The following is a 16,319-nucleotide window of genomic DNA, read 5'->3' as shown; positions in this document are numbered from 1 at the left end:
GATAAAAAAATGAAAAGATGGACTGTGATTGCCGGGCTTATGTTACTCCCCGCCACCGGCGCTTATGCCGCTTCCGGGCCTTGTGGTGCTGACAGTACCAGCGGTACGGTGAATTATTCCAGTATGGTTGATGACGTTACCGTGAATCAGGCGGATAACGTGACTGGACAAGAGTTCGACTCTTCGTCGCTTAGTAGCACTAGCTGGCAATACGCCTGTTCCTGCCCGGCGGGAAAGGCCGTTAAACTCGTCTATATGGTCAGTCCAGTACTCGCCACCAATGGTCATCAGACAGGTTATTACAAACTCAATGACAGTCTGGATATTAAAACCACATTAAAGGCAAATGATATTCCCGGACTGGCAAGCGACCAAATAGTCTCAGTTAACAATTGGTCTACGCAGATAAAAGATCCAGCATTATATTCAGCCTCAACGGGCACGGGTGTTTGCCAGGGTGACACGTCTCGCAATGGGCCGATTAATATCGGGGCAAATACAACCTTTACCCTGTACGTAACCAAACCCTTTCTCGGCTCAATAACCATTCCGAAAACCGATATCGCCGTGATTAAAGGCGCATGGCTCGATGGTATGGGATCGCCCACTTCAGGCAACTTTCATGATTTAGTCACGTTGTCTATTCAGGGTAACCTCACCGCGCCGCAGTCGTGCAAAATTAACCAGGGAGACGTCATAAAGGTTAATTTGGGATTCATTAATGGTCAGAAATTTACGACCCGCAATACCATGCCAGACGGTTTTACTCCGGTAAACTTTGATATCTCCTATGACTGTGGCGATACATCGACCATTAAAAATACATTGCAGATGCGAATTGACGGCACATCTGGCGTAGTAGACCAGTACAACCTGGTCGCCAGACGCAGAAGTTCAGACAATGTGCCTGATGTCGGTATTCGTATTGAACACATCGGCAGTGGGGCGACGAATATTCCCTTCCAGAACGGAATTCTTCCTGTTGATGCCTCCGGGCGTGGCAGCGTCAATATGCGCGCCTGGCCGGTGAATCTGGTGGGGGGGGGAACTTGAAACGGGAAAATTTCAGGGCACGGCAACCATTACCGTAATTGTGCGATAAAGCAACGCGTTGCGGCTTCATTAGCGCAACGCGTTAGTACACTTACTCCTGCTGCTCCAGCGCATACTTATACAGCGCATTTTTCTTCACGCCGTGGATTTCTGCCGCCAGGGCTGCCGCTTTCTTCAACGGCAGTTCTTTTTGCAGCAACGCCAGTGTGCGCAATGCTTCAGCGGGGAGATCATCTTCCTGCGCTTTATGTCCTTCGACAATCAGCACCATTTCGCCTTTGCGACGGTTTTCATCTTCCTTCACCCACGCCAGCAGTTCACCCACCGGCGCGCCGTGAATAGATTCCCAGGTTTTGGTCAGCTCGCGCGCCAGCACCACGTAGCGAGATTCGCCCAATACCGCGACGATATCTTCCAGGCTATCTAACAAACGGTGTGTTGATTCATAAAAAATCAGCGTGCGCGGCTCGGCTTCGATGGCTTTTAGCGCGTCGCGACGGCCTTTTGATTTGGCAGGCAGGAAGCCTTCATAGCAGAAACGGTCCGAAGGCAGACCGGCGGCGCTCAGTGCGGCGATAGCGGCACACGGCCCCGGCAGCGGGACAACGCGGATACCCGCTTCACGACAGGTGCGCACCAGATGGTAGCCAGGGTCGTTAATTAGTGGCGTTCCGGCATCGGACACCAATGCAATGTTTTGCCCCTCTTTTAGCTTTGCCACCAGCGTTTCGGCTTTTTGTTGTTCATTATGGTCGTGCAAAGCGAACAACCGGGCGTTAATCCCAAAATGTTGCAACAGTAAACCGGTATGACGGGTATCCTCGGCAGCAATCAGATCAACGGCCTGCAATATCTCAAGCGCACGCTGGGTGATATCCGCCAGATTACCGATTGGCGTAGGTACAATATAGAGCTGGCCTTGAGAATTATCCGCCGATTGGTGTTGTTTCATTGTGTCGTCCGTATTGCCGATTTAATATTGAGCATTGCGTAAAAAAAATATCACTGGATACATTATGGTACCCTCAACATTTTCTCGTTTGAAAGCCGCGCGTTGTCTGCCTGTTGTTCTGGCAGCCCTGATTTTCGCCGGTTGTGGCACCCATGCCCCCGATCAGTCCACTGCCTACATGCAGGGAACGGCGCAGGCCGATTCTGCCTTTTATCTACAACAGATGCAGCAAAGCTCTGATGATACCAGGATCAACTGGCAATTACTCGCCATTCGTGCACTAGTGAAAGAAGGCAAAACCGGGCAAGCGGTGGAGTTGTTTAATCAGCTGCCGCAAGAACTAAACGATACCCAGCGTCGCGAGAAAACGCTGCTGGCGGTAGAAATCAAGCTGGCGCAAAAAGATTTTACTGGCGCACAGACCTTGTTGGCAAAAATCACGCCGACCGATTTAGAACAAAACCAGCAAGCGCGCTACTGGCAGGCGAGAATCGATGCCAGCCAGGGACGTCCTTCCATTGAATTACTGCGTGCGTTAGTCGCCCAGGAACCTCTGCTCGGTGCGAAGGAAAAGCAACAGAATATTGACGCTACCTGGCAGGCGCTATCGTCCATGACCCAACAGCAGGCGAATACGCTGGTAATCAACGCCGACGAAAATATCCTGCAAGGCTGGCTGGATCTGCAGCGCGTCTGGTTTGATAACCGTAACGATCCCAACATGATGAAAGCAGGGATCGCCGACTGGCAGAAACGTTACCCGAACAATCCGGGCGCGAAAATGCTGCCAACGCAGTTGGTAAACGTAAAAGCGTTCAAACCAGCGTCAACCAATAAAATCGCCCTGCTACTGCCGTTGAATGGTCAGGCCGCAGTGTTTGGTCGCACTATTCAGCAAGGCTTTGAAGCAGCGAAAAACATTGGCACTCAGCCAGTAGCGGCTCAGGTAGCTACCGCGCCTGCCGCTGACGTAACAGAGCAACCCCAGCCACAAACTGTGGATGGCGTTGCCAGCCCGGCACAAGCCTCGGTTAGCGATCTGACAGGTGAAGAAACCGCAGCACAGCCGGTACCTGTAAGCGCCCCAGCGGCAAGCACTGCAGCGGTAAGCGCGCCAGCGAATCCATCCGCAGAGCTGAAAATCTACGATACCTCATCACAACCACTTAGCCAGATCCTCAATCAGGTTCAGCAGGATGGCGCGAGCATTGTGGTCGGTCCGCTGCTGAAAAATAACGTTGAGGAGTTGCTGAAGAGCAACACTCCACTGAACGTACTGGCGCTGAATCAGCCGGAAAATATCGAAAACCGCGCTAATATCTGTTACTTCGCACTATCGCCGGAAGATGAAGCACGCGATGCGGCTCGTCATATTCGTGACCAGGGGAAACAGGCGCCGCTGGTGCTGATCCCACGCAGTTCGCTTGGCGATCGCATAGCAAACGCCTTCGCACAAGAGTGGCAGAAACTGGGTGGCGGCACCGTTCTGCAACAAAAATTTGGCTCCACCAGCGAATTACGTGCGGGCGTGAACGGCGGTTCCGGCATCGCCTTAACGGGTAGCCCAATTACCCCCAGAGCGACAACCGATTCTGGCATGACCACAAACAATCCGACGCTGCAAACCGCGCCAACCGATGACCAGTTCACTAATAATGGTGGTCGTGTCGATGCGGTCTATATTGTGGCAACGCCGGGTGAAATCGCTTTCGTCAAACCGATGATCGCCATGCGTAACGGCAGCCATAGCGGCGCAACGCTGTACGCCAGTTCCCGCAGTGCACAAGGCTCCGCTGGCCCTGATTTCCGACTTGAGATGGAAGGATTACAGTACAGCGAGATCCCGATGCTGGCAGGCGCTAATCTACCGTTAATGCAGCAGGCACTAAGCGCAGTGAATAACGATTATTCGCTGGCTCGCATGTATGCAATGGGTGTTGATGCATGGTCGCTGGCAAATCATTTCTCACAAATGCGCCAGGTTCAGGGTTTTGAAATCAACGGTAATACCGGAAGTCTGACGGCTAACCCGGATTGCGTGATTAACAGGAAGTTATCATGGCTACAGTACCAACAAGGTCAGGTAGTCCCCGCCAGTTAACCACCAAACAGACCGGCGATGCGTGGGAAGCACAAGCGCGTCGCTGGCTGGAAGGCAAAGGACTACGGTTTGTCGCCGCTAACGTGAACGAGCGTGGCGGCGAGATCGATCTGATAATGCGTGAAGGCCAGACCACCGTTTTTGTCGAAGTGCGCTACCGCCGCTCTGCCCTTTACGGCGGCGCAGCAGCCAGTGTGACCCGCAGCAAACAACACAAATTATTACAGACTGCCCGCTTGTGGCTTGCGCGTCATAATGGGAGTTTTGATACTGTGGATTGCCGGTTCGATGTGGTAGCCTTCACCGGGAATGAGGTTGAGTGGATTAAGGATGCCTTTAATGACCACTCATAATTAAGGTTTAAGGATTAGCGTGCAAGAAAGAATTAAAGCTTGCTTCACTGAAAGCATTCAAACTCAAATTGCGGCGGCAGAGGCGCTTCCGGATGCCATCTCCCGTGCAGCCATGACGCTGGTTCAGTCTCTGCTCAATGGCAACAAAATCCTCTGTTGTGGTAATGGAACCTCCGCTGCCAACGCACAGCATTTTGCTGCCAGCATGATCAACCGTTTCGAAACGGAGCGGCCCAGCTTACCTGCCATTGCACTAAATACTGATAATGTTGTCTTAACGGCGATTGCCAACGATCGCTTGCATGATGAAGTGTATGCAAAACAGGTACGGGCGCTGGGGCATGCGGGAGACGTGTTGTTAGCCATTTCTACTCGCGGTAACAGCCGCGATATCGTTAAAGCTGTTGAAGCCGCCGTTACGCGTGATATGACCATTGTGGCATTGACCGGCTATGATGGCGGTGAACTTGCTGGTTTGTTAGGGCCACAGGATGTAGAAATTCGCATCCCCTCGCATCGCAGTGCTCGCATTCAGGAAATGCATATGCTGACGGTAAATTGCTTGTGCGATCTGATCGATAACACGCTTTTCCCTCACCAGGATGATTAAGGAGAATACATGAAGGCATTATCGCCAATCGCAGTCCTTATTTCCGCGCTGCTGTTGCAAGGTTGCGTTGCTGCGGCTGTAGTCGGCACCGCTGCTGTCGGCACCAAAGCCGCGACCGACCCTCGCAGTGTCGGCACCCAGGTGGACGATGGTACCCTGGAAGTGCGCGTGAACAGCGCATTGTCGAAAGACGAACAGATTAAGAAAGAAGCGCGCATTAATGTAACGGCCTATCAGGGCAAAGTGCTGCTGGTTGGGCAGTCACCAAACGCTGAACTTTCGGCTCGCGCCAAACAGATTGCTATGGGCGTAGACGGTGCCAACGAAGTGTATAACGAGATTCGTCAGGGCCAGCCGATTGGTCTGGGCGAAGCATCTAATGATACGTGGATCACCACCAAAGTACGTTCGCAGCTTTTAACCAGCGACCTGGTGAAATCGTCCAACGTGAAAGTGACCACCGAAAACGGTGAAGTATTCCTGATGGGGCTGGTGACTGAACGTGAAGCGAAAGCAGCGGCAGATATTGCCAGCCGGGTGAGCGGCGTGAAGCGTGTGACCACGGCGTTTACGTTTATTAAATAGCTGTCACTTGTAATGCCTGATGCGACGCTTGTCGCGTCTTATCAGGCCCACAACGATGCAAACCGTAGGTCGGATAAGGTGTTTACGCCGCATCCGACTGCCGTTGCCTGATGCGACGCTTGCTGTGTCTTATCAGGCCTACAACGATGCAAACCGTAGGTCGGATAAGGCGCTCGCGCCGCATCCGACATGTTTTCCCTCGAATCAGACCAACAGCGCCAGCCCACCGACAATCACACCAGACACCACTACCATCGCCCCTGTCAGCCATAAGGCTTTCGCCGGAAACGCTTTGCGCAGCATAATCAGCGACGGCAAACTTACTGCCGGAAGCGTCATCAACAATGCCAGCGCCGGAGCGGTTCCCATGCCTGCCAGCATCATCGTTTGTACAATAGGAATTTCTGCTGCCGTGGGAATGACAAACAAGCATCCCGCAACCGCCATCGCCACTACCCACATCAGGCTGTTATCGACAGCACCATCGGCATGGGGGAATAACCAGACGCGAGCAGCACCCAACACCAGTACTGCAAGGATATAAACCGGGATCGTACTCCAGAAAAGCGTCCATAGCGCCCTGCCCCAGCGAGTAAAAAATCCGCCCTGCACTTCCGGCATGTCAATTTCGAGCGGCGCCTGCGTTTGTGGTATCTCACGTACCCATTTTTGTACCAGTGTCGCAATCAGCAACACCATCGCCAGCCCAGCAACCAGACGAATCGCGGCAAAGCCCCAGCCAAGGACAAACCCCATAAACACCAGCGTCGCCGGGTTTAACAACGGATTCCCCATCCAGAATGCCAGCGCGCCACCCATCGACACCTGCTGGCGCCGCATCCCCGCCGCGACCGGAGCCGCACAGCAGGTACACATCATACCCGGCAGCGAAAACAGCGTTCCCAACAATGTACCGCAAAAACGCGATTGCCCCAACGTACGCAGCAGCCAGTTACGAGGGATTAGCACCTGAATCAACGAGCCGAGGATCACCCCCAGCACCGCCGCTTTCCATACCGCGAGGAAATAGATCACCGCGTAATCCCATGCCGCCTGCCACGGATTAGCATGCGCCTGTGAGAGGATAGATTTACCGATGCTGTGAGTTTCGGCGGCGGTAAACGCCTTGCCATAGTAAGGTTGCCATTTCACATACCAAAGTCCGGCAATGACAACGAGAAAGAAAAGCGCGGGTTTCCACCACTGAATGGGCGTTGCCGCCTGAGATGAAGACTGACCAGCCATAGCATTCCCCAGGAATAAGTCATGATAATTGAGCGCGTGAATATTACGCTCACTATCAATTCTTGGGAATAATTATTCAGCTCTTTTGCGTAGTTCTGAAGAGGTTAAAATAGTCACCCCTTCATGTTCAGGCCGCATCGCTTCTGCCAGCATTACCCGCGCCACATCCCGTGCATCAATGGATTTCCAGTTACCGGGTAGCAAACGGAACAACGGCGCAAAAAGCGTTTCGTTCATCCGCTGTTTGCTACGATCGCCCAGCAACATCGACGGACGCGCAATGGTCAATTTCGGCCAGTTCTGAGCAATTAAGGCTTCTTCCATCTCCCCTTTGACGCGGTTATAGAAAAACGGCGAGTGGGCATTTGCCCCCATGGCACTGACCACCAGCATATGCTGTGCGCCCAGTCGCCGCCCGGTTAATGCGGTGTCCACGACCAGCGTGTAATCGGCATGAATAAACGCCTCTTTGCTCCCCGCCTCCCGTCGTGTAGTGCCGAGACAACAAAAAACAATGTCGATGGGATCAGTGACCTGCGCCAGCGCGTCGGTCAGTTGCGGATCATGGGGATTAAACACCCCTGGCATATCGCCCAACGGGCGTCGCGTCGGCGCGGCAATGGCGTTAACTTTCGGTTCGTTAATCAACATCCGCAGCAGGTGACCGCCCACTAGCCCCGTTGCGCCTGTAATTAAAACCTGACTCATATTGCCTCCGGCCCTGTATATGTACTCATGTTTAACTATAGGTTACCGTTGCCAGACCAGTTTTTTACCAAAGCCCAGCGTGTTGTCGGTGAATTTTATTTCATCGAGTCGAATTTCCCATACCGGCGCCGACAGCATTCTGGCAACCGGAAAACGACGGTTATATGCCTTGCGTGCGAGGTCGCTTTCCTCACCTTCCAGCCTGCGGATCTCGCCTTTAAACTGCACGCCACGGATTAATGCCACCGTTTTCGGCTGACCGTTTACCGTTCCGGCAACTGCCGCCTGCGGCCCGCTCATCTGCGCATGGCGCGTTTTTTCTTCCGTCAAAATGTAGAAGGCGACTTTCTGCGCATCAAAAAGATAAAAGGCATTGGCGCACCAGAGTTCCCCTTCCTGCTGCACACACCAGGTGACAACATGTTGTTTTGCCAACCAACGGCTGATGGCGGTGAGTGTTTCCATTTCTGTTCTCTTTTATACTGTTGGCCTGACCATAACATGTGACACAGACGATGACACCCTGGTTCCTCTATTTGATCCGCACCGCTGACAATAAGCTTTATACCGGGATCACCACGGATGTCGAACGCCGCTATCAGCAACATCAGAGCGGCAAAGGGGCGAAGGCACTGCGTGGGAAAGGTGAACTGACGCTGGCGTTTTCCGCGCCAGTGGGCGACCGTTCGCTGGCACTACGGGTAGAATATCGCGTTAAGCAACTGACCAAACGACAGAAAGAGTGTCTGGTAGCGGACGGCGCAGGGTTTGCAGAGTTGTTAAAGAGCCTGCAAACCCCGGAGATTAAAAGCGATTAAAGTGGTCGTGATACTCAACCAGTCCGGTTACGCCGTTCAGCGCATCATCCGCTAAACGATGTACCTGGAAGGCGCTTTCAGTGCCCGGCCAGCGGCAACGCAAATCATGATGCGCAGCCAGCTCAAAGCCGAAACGGCTGTACAGCGCCGGATCGCCCAGCGTCACCACTGCGGCATAGCCAAACTCATTAAGCGAATCGAGCCCTTCATAGACCAACTGGCGTGCCAGCCCCTGCCCACGGTATTTTTCATCTACCGCCAGCGGTGCCATGCCGACCCATTGCAGGTCTTCGCCCTGCACATCAACCGGACTAAATGCCACATAGCCAATGACCTGACCTTCGTCATCTGTCGCCACCAGCCCCAGTGTCAGAAAGCCATCTTCACGCAGATCGTGAACCAGCTTCGCTTCCGCATCGCTTTCGAATGAACGACGCAGCAGGGCATCAATACCCGGCGCATCAATGGGAATTTCTACTCGAATTAGCATGGTTCACCTACCGATGTCTGTTTGGTTTCAGGCGTGTTTTTCATTCCTGCCTCAACAAAATCCGCCAGTTGCAGCAGCATCATGCGTAAGGCTTTCGGCATCTGCTCCAGTTCAATGGCGTCCATCAGGTTTTTCACATACAGCCCCAGCTCCGTATCGCCTTCAATCATCAGCCGACGCTGGAAGAAGAGCGTGTCTGGATCCTGTTTACGCGCCGCAATCATCAGCAGATCGCTGGCGTCGGCACTAAAACTCACATCAGCTTGCGCGTTCTGGCTAACGACCAGTTTGCCATTCACCACTGAGGTAAACCATTGCAGGTCAATATCACGCACATGAATACTTAACCAGCGGCCTTCAAGGAACTCCAGCTCACCATCGTCCAGCGCCTGACGGAATTGCCAGCTTAAGACCTGCTCAAGAACCTGGCGTTTAAGCGCAAATGGCGTCAGTTTTACCGGTACACTCAACAGAGATGGCCCCAAATGCACAATGCGGGAACGCAGTTTATCCAACACGAGTTTTACTCCCTGCTTCAACAATCATCCTATTTTGCCATATTGGAAAAATAACATAGCGGTATAAATCAACAATTCCATATGAAATTGCTGCTACCACCAATACAACTTTAACTGCCTTAAATCAAAAATTGTCGCAGCAAGGTTAACTAAAATCCCAGTTCGTTAACATTTTTGCGCTTTGATAGCGCAACCTTCAGGAAAAATTATGGAGCTGCTCTGCCCTGCCGGAAATCTCCCGGCGCTTAAGGCGGCCATCGAAAACGGCGCAGATGCTGTTTATATCGGGCTAAAAGATGATACTAATGCCCGTCACTTCGCCGGCCTTAACTTTACCGAAAAAAAATTGCAGGAAGCGGTGAGTTTTGTCCATCAACATCGCCGCAAACTTCACATCGCGATTAATACTTTTGCGCATCCGGACGGTTACGCCCGTTGGCAGCGCGCCGTGGATATGGCGGCGCAGCTGGGTGCCGACGCACTGATCCTCGCCGACCTCGCCATGCTGGAGTACGCCGCCGAGCGTTATCCACATATTGAGCGTCACGTATCGGTGCAGGCTTCGGCGACCAATGAAGAGGCGATCAACTTTTATCATCGCCATTTTGACGTTGCCCGCGTGGTGCTGCCACGCGTGTTGTCGATTCATCAGGTGAAACAACTGGCCCGGGTTACCCCTGTACCGCTGGAAGTGTTCGCTTTCGGCAGCCTGTGCATTATGTCGGAAGGCCGTTGCTATCTGTCGTCGTATCTGACGGGCGAATCACCCAACACCGTAGGTGCATGTTCTCCGGCTCGCTTCGTGCGCTGGCAGCAAACGCAGCAGGGGCTGGAATCCCGTCTTAATGAAGTGCTGATCGACCGTTATCAGGATGGCGAAAACGCAGGTTATCCAACGCTGTGTAAAGGGCGTTATCTGGTGGACGGCGCTCGCTATCACGCGCTGGAAGAACCAACCAGTCTCAATACCCTGGAACTGCTGCCTGAGCTAATGGCGGCGAATATTGCTTCGGTGAAAATTGAAGGCCGCCAGCGTAGCCCGGCGTATGTCAGCCAGGTGGCGAAAGTCTGGCGTCAGGCTATCGACCGTTGTAAGGCCGATCCGCAAAACTTCGTACCGCAAAGCGCGTGGATGGAGACGCTCGGATCGATGTCCGAAGGCACGCAAACCACGCTTGGCGCGTATCACCGTAAATGGCAGTGAGAAAAGCAATGAAATATTCCTTAGGGCCGGTACTGTGGTACTGGCCAAAAGAAACGCTGGAAGAATTTTATCAGCAGGCCGCCGCCAGCAGCGCCGACGTGATTTATCTTGGTGAAGCGGTATGCAGCAAGCGCCGGGCAACCAAAGTTGGCGACTGGCTGGAGATGGCAAAATCGCTCGCAGGGAGTGGCAAGCAGATTGTGCTCTCCACGCTGGCGCTGGTGCAGGCGTCCTCTGAACTGGGCGAACTGAAACGCTATGTTGAGAACGGTGAGTTTCTGATTGAAGCCAGCGATCTCGGCGTGGTGAATATGTGCGCTGAACGCAAACTGCCGTTCGTCGCCGGACATGCGCTGAACTGCTACAACGCAGTGACGCTAAAAATATTGCTCAAACAGGGCATGATGCGCTGGTGTATGCCGGTGGAACTTTCCCGCGACTGGCTGGTGAATCTACTTAATCAGTGCGATGAACTGGGCATTCGCAACCAGTTTGAAGTGGAAGTCCTGAGCTACGGTCATCTGCCGCTGGCCTACTCCGCCCGCTGCTTCACCGCGCGTTCGGAAGACCGCCCGAAAGATGAGTGTGAAACCTGCTGCATTAAGTATCCGAACGGGCGCAACGTGCTGTCGCAGGAGAACCAGCAAGTGTTTGTTCTCAACGGTATTCAGACCATGAGCGGCTACGTGTACAACCTCGGTAACGAGCTGACGTCAATGCAGGGACTGGTTGATGTGGTCCGCCTGTCACCACAGGGTACTGAAACTTTCGCTATGCTCGACGCCTTCCGCGCCAATGAAAATGGCGCTTCGCCACTGCCATTGACGGCAAACAGCGATTGTAACGGCTACTGGCGGCGACTGGCTGGGCTGGAGCTGCAAGCGTAAGTAAATATGCTCGTCATAATTCGAGTTGCATGTGCTGCGTCTGCGGGTTATTCGGCCCATCCATGGGCCTCACCCCTTACGGGGCCGCTGCAAGCAGCGTTCAAATCCGCTCCATGCGGATTTGTCGTTCACCCCAGTCACTTACTTATGTAAGCTCCTGGGGATTCAGTCTCTTGTCGCCTTCCTGCAACTCGAATTATTTAGAGCATAGCTCACTTTGTTAACAACTTTAACTACTCTTTAATGCAGTATTAAAGATTAATCGGTAACAAAGTGAGCTGTTATGACTGATAAAACCATTCCGTTTTCGCTACTCGATCTGGCCCCCATCCCCGAAGGTTCATCGGCGCGAGAAGCATTCTCCCACTCTCTCGATCTTGCCCGTCTGGCTGAAAAACGCGGCTATCATCGCTACTGGCTGGCGGAACACCACAATATGACCGGCATTGCCAGTGCTGCAACATCAGTATTGATTGGCTATCTGGCGGCGAATACCACCACGCTGCATCTGGGTTCCGGCGGCGTGATGTTACCAAACCACTCACCGTTGGTGATCGCCGAACAGTTCGGCACGCTCAATACGCTCTATCCGGGGCGAATCGATTTGGGGCTGGGTCGCGCGCCAGGTAGCGATCAGCGTACCATGATGGCGCTACGTCGTCATATGAGCGGCGATATTGACAATTTCCCACGCGATGTCGCGGAGCTGGTGGACTGGTTTGATGCCCGCGATCCCAATCCACATGTGCGCCCGGTGCCTGGCTATGGCGAGAAAATCCCGGTGTGGTTGTTAGGCTCCAGCCTTTACAGCGCACAACTGGCGGCGCAGCTCGGCCTGCCGTTTGCATTTGCCTCACACTTCGCGCCGGATATGCTGTTCCAGGCACTACAACTTTATCGCAGCAACTTCAAACCGTCGGCACGACTGGAGAAACCGTACGTGATGGTGTGCATCAATATTATCGCCGCCGACAGCAACCGCGACGCTGAATTTCTGTTTACCTCGATGCAGCAAGCCTTTGTGAAGCTGCGCCGTGGCGAAACCGGGCAACTGCCTCCGCCGATTCAGAATATGGATCAGTTCTGGTCACCGTCCGAGCAGTATGGCGTGCAACAAGCGCTGAGTATGTCGCTGGTGGGTGATAAAGCAAAAGTCCGTCATGGCTTGCAGTCGCTCCTGCGCGAAACCGACGCCGATGAGATTATGGTTAACGGGCAGATTTTCGATCACCAGGCGCGACTGCATTCGTTTGAGCTGGCGATGGATGTGAAGGAAGAGTTGTTGGGATAGTGTGTTTTAACGCGGGAAGCCTTATCCGAGCTGGCAACGCTGTCCTACGTAGGCCTGATAAGCGAAGCGCATCAGGCATTGTGTAGGCAGCAGAAATGTCGGATAAGGCACCGCTGATTACTGATACACCGGCAGCAAATTAAAGCTCGATAAAATATGGATCAATGCGTTGCCAACGCCAAACACCAGAATCAGCACGATCATCGGCTTGCCGCCCCAGACGCGGAATTTCGGACTACCAAAGCGTTTACGTGATGCGCGGGCCAGCAGCGCCGGAACAATTGCCGCCCAGATGGTAGCCGCTAAACCGGCATAACCAATGGCGTACAGGAATCCGTTCGGGAACAGCAGGCCACCAACGACAGGCGGGGCAAAGGTCAACAGGGCTGTTTTAAAGCGGCCCAGAGCCGAGTCGTCGAAACCAAACAAATCCGCCAGATAGTCGAACAGACCCAGCGTTACACCGAGGAACGAACTCGCTACCGCAAAGTTTGAGAACACCACCAGCAGCAGATCCAGACTACGGCTGTTCAGTACACCGCTTAACGCCTGTACCAGCACATCAATATTGCCGCCCTTCTCTGCGATGCCGATAAATTCCGGACGCGGGATGTTACCCATCGTCGCCAGCAACCAGATGGTATACAGCGCCAGCGCCATCAGCGTACCGTACACCAGGCATTTCACGATGGTTTTCGGATCTTTGCCGTAATACTTCATCAGGCTCGGCACGTTACCATGATAGCCAAACGACGCCAGGCAGAACGGCAGAGTCATCAGCAGATACGGTGCATAGGACGCATTGCTTTCCGCGACGTTGAACAAGGTAGCGGGCTGCACATGTCCCAGCAGGCTACCAAAAGTGAGGAAGAAGGTAATGACTTTCGCCCCCAGCACAATCGCTGTCATGCGGCTGACGGCTTTGGTGCTCAACCACACCACAAACGCCACCAACAGTGCAAAACCAAATCCCGCCGCCCGTGCCGGAACATTCAGCGACATCTCCGCGAAGGTGTGATGCAGAATCGAACCACTAGCAGAAATATAGGCGTAGGTCAGGATATAGAGCACAAAGGCAATGGAAATACCGTTGACCACATTCCAGCCTTTACCGAGCAAGTCTTTAGTGATGGTGTCAAAGCTCGAACCGATTCGATAATTCAGGTTAGCTTCCAGAATCATCAAGCCGGAATGCAGCATACAGAACCAGGTGAAGATCAGCGCCGCCATTGACCAGAAAAACCACGCGCCGGACATGACCACAGGCAGAGAAAACATCCCTGCGCCAATAATGGTGCCGCCGATAATCACCACGCCGCCAAGCAGCGACGGTGACGTTTGGGTGGTGGTTAGTGTTGCCATGAGGGCTTCTCTCCAGTGAAAAATAGTGCGACTGCGTTGTTATGCACTGCACTGTACCAGTACATGAGTACAAAAGACAGAAAAAAAGCCCCGATTGTTAAAATCGGGGCTGTATATATTATTTTACAGATTGTGTTCGCTAATCAGCGATGATTACGCATCACCACCGAAACGGCGACGACCGGTAGAATCATCACGACGCGGTGCGCGGCCTTCACGACGTTCGCCGCTGAAACGACGACCATCACCACGGCCACCTTCACGGCGTTCACCGCTGAAGCTACGACCGCCTTCACGGCGCTCACCACCGGCACCACGACCACCGCCACGACGCTCACCGCCAGTATGCGGCTGTGCATCGCCCAGCAACTGCATGTTCATCGGCTTGTTAAGGATGCGGGTACGCGTAAAGTGTTGCAGCACTTCACCCGGCATACCTTTCGGCAGTTCGATGGTGGAGTGAGAAGCAAACAGCTTGATGTTACCGATGTAACGGCTGCTGATGTCGCCTTCGTTAGCAATCGCGCCAACGATATGACGAACTTCAACACCATCATCACGACCCACTTCAATGCGGTACAGCTGCATATCGCCAACATCACGACGTTCACGACGCGGACGATCTTCACGGTCGCCACGCGGGCCACGGTCGTTACGATCGCGCGGACCACGGTCATCACGGTCACGGAATTCACGTTTCGGACGCATCGGCGCATCTGGCGGCACGATCAGGGTACGTTCGCCCTGTGCCATTTTCAGCAGTGCGGCTGCCAGAGTTTCGAGATCCAGCTCTTCACCTTCTGCAATCGGCTGAATTTTACTCAGCAGTGCACGGTATTGATCCAGATCGCTGCTTTCCAGCTGCTGCTGTACTTTAGCGGCAAATTTTTCCAGACGACGTTTGCCCAGCAGTTCTGCGTTCGGCAGTTCTACTTCCGGAATGGTCAGCTTCATGGTGCGTTCAATGTTGCGCAGCAGACGACGCTCGCGGTTCTCAACGAACAGCAGCGCGCGGCCAGCACGCCCCGCACGACCAGTACGACCGATACGGTGAACGTAAGACTCAGAATCCATCGGGATATCGTAGTTTACTACCAGGCTGATACGCTCAACGTCCAGGCCACGGGCCGCAACGTCGGTCGCAATCAGGATGTCCAGACGACCATCTTTCAGGCGTTCCAGTGTCTGCTCACGCAGCGCCTGGTTCATGTCACCGTTCAGCGCGGCGCTGTTGTAGCCGTTACGCTCAAGGGCTTCAGCCACTTCCAGAGTCGCGTTTTTGGTACGAACGAAGATAATCGCCGCATCAAAATCTTCCGCTTCCAGGAAACGTACCAGCGCTTCGTTTTTACGCATGCCCCACACAGTCCAGTAGCTCTGGCTGATGTCAGGACGGGTAGTCACGCTGGACTGAATGCGCACTTCCTGCGGCTCTTTCATAAAGCGGCGGGTAATGCGACGAATCGCTTCTGGCATGGTTGCAGAGAACAGAGCGGTCTGATGACCTTCCGGGATCTGCGCCATAATGGTTTCAACGTCTTCGATGAAGCCCATGCGCAGCATTTCGTCAGCTTCATCCAGAACCAGACCGCTCAGTTTAGAGAGATCCAGAGTGCCACGTTTCAGGTGGTCCAGCAGACGGCCCGGAGTACCGACAACAATCTGCGGCCCCTGACGCAGGGCGCGTAATTGCACGTCATAACGCTGGCCGCCGTACAGGGCAACTACGTTTACGCCGCGCATGTGTTTAGAGAAATCCGTCATTGCTTCAGCAACCTGTACCGCCAGTTCGCGGGTCGGTGCCAGCACCAGAATCTGTGGTGCTTTCAGCTCAGGATCAAGATTTTGCAGCAGAGGTAAAGAGAATGCTGCAGTTTTTCCGCTCCCCGTCTGGGCCATACCCAGAACGTCGCGGCCATTCAGCAGATGTGGAATACACTCCGCCTGAATTGGAGATGGTTTTTCGTAACCCAGATCGTTAAGGGCTTCAAGGATAGGAGCCTTCAGGCCCAGATCTGCAAAAGTGGTTTCGAATTCAGCCATGTAGTACGTGTGCCTCAAAATTAATGGCGGCCAGTCTACATAACTCATCATGAAATTGATCAGCAATTTTCATTGAAAAGTGTGAACCGGCTCAAAGTA

The 16,319-nt window shown here is 53.5% G+C and carries 17 protein-coding genes and 1 pseudogene; 9 read left to right on the top strand and 9 right to left on the bottom strand.

The annotated features are described in order from the left end of the window. Positions 1-9: 9 nt before the first annotated feature. Positions 10-1,102: pseudogene (locus tag A9180_RS15565) on the top strand (fimbrial protein). A gap of 42 nt (positions 1,103-1,144) precedes the next feature. Here A9180_RS15565 and rsmI read toward each other — a convergent pair. Further along, complete coding sequence (gene rsmI, locus A9180_RS15560; protein ID WP_064529551.1) at positions 1,145-2,005, bottom strand: 16S rRNA (cytidine(1402)-2'-O)-methyltransferase; 861 nt, start codon at positions 2,003-2,005, stop codon at positions 1,145-1,147. 64 nt (positions 2,006-2,069) lie between these two features. Between rsmI and lpoA the strand changes: the two genes are divergently transcribed. The 4 genes from lpoA to dolP are packed head-to-tail and all read left to right on the top strand — an operon-like array spanning position 2,070 to position 5,654. Next, positions 2,070-4,106: a penicillin-binding protein activator LpoA gene (gene lpoA, locus A9180_RS15555; protein WP_064529550.1), complete on the top strand. Its 2,037-nt coding sequence runs from the start codon at positions 2,070-2,072 to the stop codon at positions 4,104-4,106. Continuing rightward, the gene (locus tag A9180_RS15550) at positions 4,064-4,459 is read left to right on the top strand and encodes a YraN family protein (RefSeq protein WP_064529549.1); all 396 of its coding nucleotides are present in this window, start codon (positions 4,064-4,066) and stop codon (positions 4,457-4,459) included. The genes lpoA and A9180_RS15550 overlap by 43 nt, the downstream gene beginning before the upstream one ends. 19 nt (positions 4,460-4,478) lie before the next feature. Then, on the top strand, positions 4,479-5,069 hold the full coding sequence (gene diaA, locus A9180_RS15545) for a DnaA initiator-associating protein DiaA (protein WP_001158034.1): 591 nt from the start codon (positions 4,479-4,481) through the stop codon (positions 5,067-5,069). Between the two features lie 9 nt (positions 5,070-5,078). Continuing rightward, positions 5,079-5,654, top strand: a complete 576-nt coding sequence (gene dolP / locus A9180_RS15540; RefSeq protein ID WP_000646033.1) for a division/outer membrane stress-associated lipid-binding lipoprotein — start codon at positions 5,079-5,081, stop codon at positions 5,652-5,654. Positions 5,655-5,858: 204 nt separating this feature from the next. On the opposite strand, the gene A9180_RS15535 is transcribed toward dolP, so the two are convergent. The 3 genes from A9180_RS15535 to A9180_RS15525 form a co-directional block, all read right to left on the bottom strand. Continuing rightward, entirely contained in the window at positions 5,859-6,899 is a 1,041-nt protein-coding gene (locus tag A9180_RS15535; protein WP_064529548.1) for a permease, read from the bottom strand. A 72-nt stretch (positions 6,900-6,971) separates the two neighbouring features. Further along, entirely contained in the window at positions 6,972-7,607 is a 636-nt protein-coding gene (locus A9180_RS15530; protein ID WP_064529547.1) for an NAD(P)H-binding protein, read from the bottom strand. 42 nt (positions 7,608-7,649) lie between these two features. Next, on the bottom strand, positions 7,650-8,072 hold the full coding sequence (locus A9180_RS15525) for a YhbP family protein (RefSeq protein ID WP_064529546.1): 423 nt from the start codon (positions 8,070-8,072) through the stop codon (positions 7,650-7,652). A gap of 50 nt (positions 8,073-8,122) precedes the next feature. Here A9180_RS15525 and yhbQ point away from each other — a divergent pair, with 50 nt between their 5' ends. Beyond that, positions 8,123-8,425: a DNA damage response exodeoxyribonuclease YhbQ gene (gene yhbQ, locus A9180_RS15520; RefSeq protein ID WP_064529545.1), complete on the top strand. Its 303-nt coding sequence runs from the start codon at positions 8,123-8,125 to the stop codon at positions 8,423-8,425. Here the strand turns inward: yhbQ and A9180_RS15515 are convergent. After that, a complete protein-coding gene (locus tag A9180_RS15515) occupies positions 8,412-8,915 on the bottom strand; it encodes a GNAT family N-acetyltransferase (RefSeq protein WP_000908553.1) in 504 nt (167 codons plus the stop codon). The genes yhbQ and A9180_RS15515 overlap by 14 nt on opposite strands. Beyond that, the gene (locus A9180_RS15510; RefSeq protein ID WP_064529544.1) at positions 8,909-9,433 is read right to left on the bottom strand and encodes an SCP2 domain-containing protein; all 525 of its coding nucleotides are present in this window, start codon (positions 9,431-9,433) and stop codon (positions 8,909-8,911) included. The genes A9180_RS15515 and A9180_RS15510 overlap by 7 nt, the downstream gene beginning before the upstream one ends. Before the next feature lie 208 nt (positions 9,434-9,641). Here A9180_RS15510 and A9180_RS15505 point away from each other — a divergent pair, with 208 nt between their 5' ends. From A9180_RS15505 to A9180_RS15495, 3 genes are all read left to right on the top strand, one after another. Beyond that, complete coding sequence (locus A9180_RS15505; protein ID WP_064529543.1) at positions 9,642-10,637, top strand: peptidase U32 family protein; 996 nt, start codon at positions 9,642-9,644, stop codon at positions 10,635-10,637. A gap of 8 nt (positions 10,638-10,645) precedes the next feature. Further along, complete coding sequence (locus tag A9180_RS15500) at positions 10,646-11,524, top strand: U32 family peptidase (RefSeq protein ID WP_064529855.1); 879 nt, start codon at positions 10,646-10,648, stop codon at positions 11,522-11,524. Between the two features lie 283 nt (positions 11,525-11,807). Continuing rightward, entirely contained in the window at positions 11,808-12,815 is a 1,008-nt protein-coding gene (locus A9180_RS15495) for a luciferase-like monooxygenase (protein ID WP_064529542.1), read from the top strand. Positions 12,816-12,932: 117 nt separating this feature from the next. Here A9180_RS15495 and mtr read toward each other — a convergent pair whose 3' ends face one another. From mtr to yrbN, 3 genes are all read right to left on the bottom strand, one after another. Then, entirely contained in the window at positions 12,933-14,177 is a 1,245-nt protein-coding gene (gene mtr, locus A9180_RS15490) for a tryptophan permease (protein WP_064529541.1), read from the bottom strand. 153 nt (positions 14,178-14,330) lie between these two features. Beyond that, on the bottom strand, positions 14,331-16,220 hold the full coding sequence (gene deaD, locus A9180_RS15480; RefSeq protein ID WP_064529539.1) for an ATP-dependent RNA helicase DeaD: 1,890 nt from the start codon (positions 16,218-16,220) through the stop codon (positions 14,331-14,333). Then, on the bottom strand, positions 16,213-16,293 hold the full coding sequence (gene yrbN / locus A9180_RS23290) for a protein YrbN (RefSeq protein ID WP_010723222.1): 81 nt from the start codon (positions 16,291-16,293) through the stop codon (positions 16,213-16,215). Before yrbN ends, deaD begins: the two co-directional genes overlap by 8 nt. Between the last annotated feature and the right edge of the window lie 26 nt (positions 16,294-16,319).

Origin of the sequence: Escherichia sp. B1147, from assembly GCF_001660175.1 — a bacterium.
GTDB classification, from domain to species: domain Bacteria; phylum Pseudomonadota; class Gammaproteobacteria; order Enterobacterales; family Enterobacteriaceae; genus Escherichia; species Escherichia whittamii.
The sequence above is the reverse complement of the archived record's forward strand: the minus strand, read 5'-3'. Positions and strand labels throughout refer to the sequence as shown.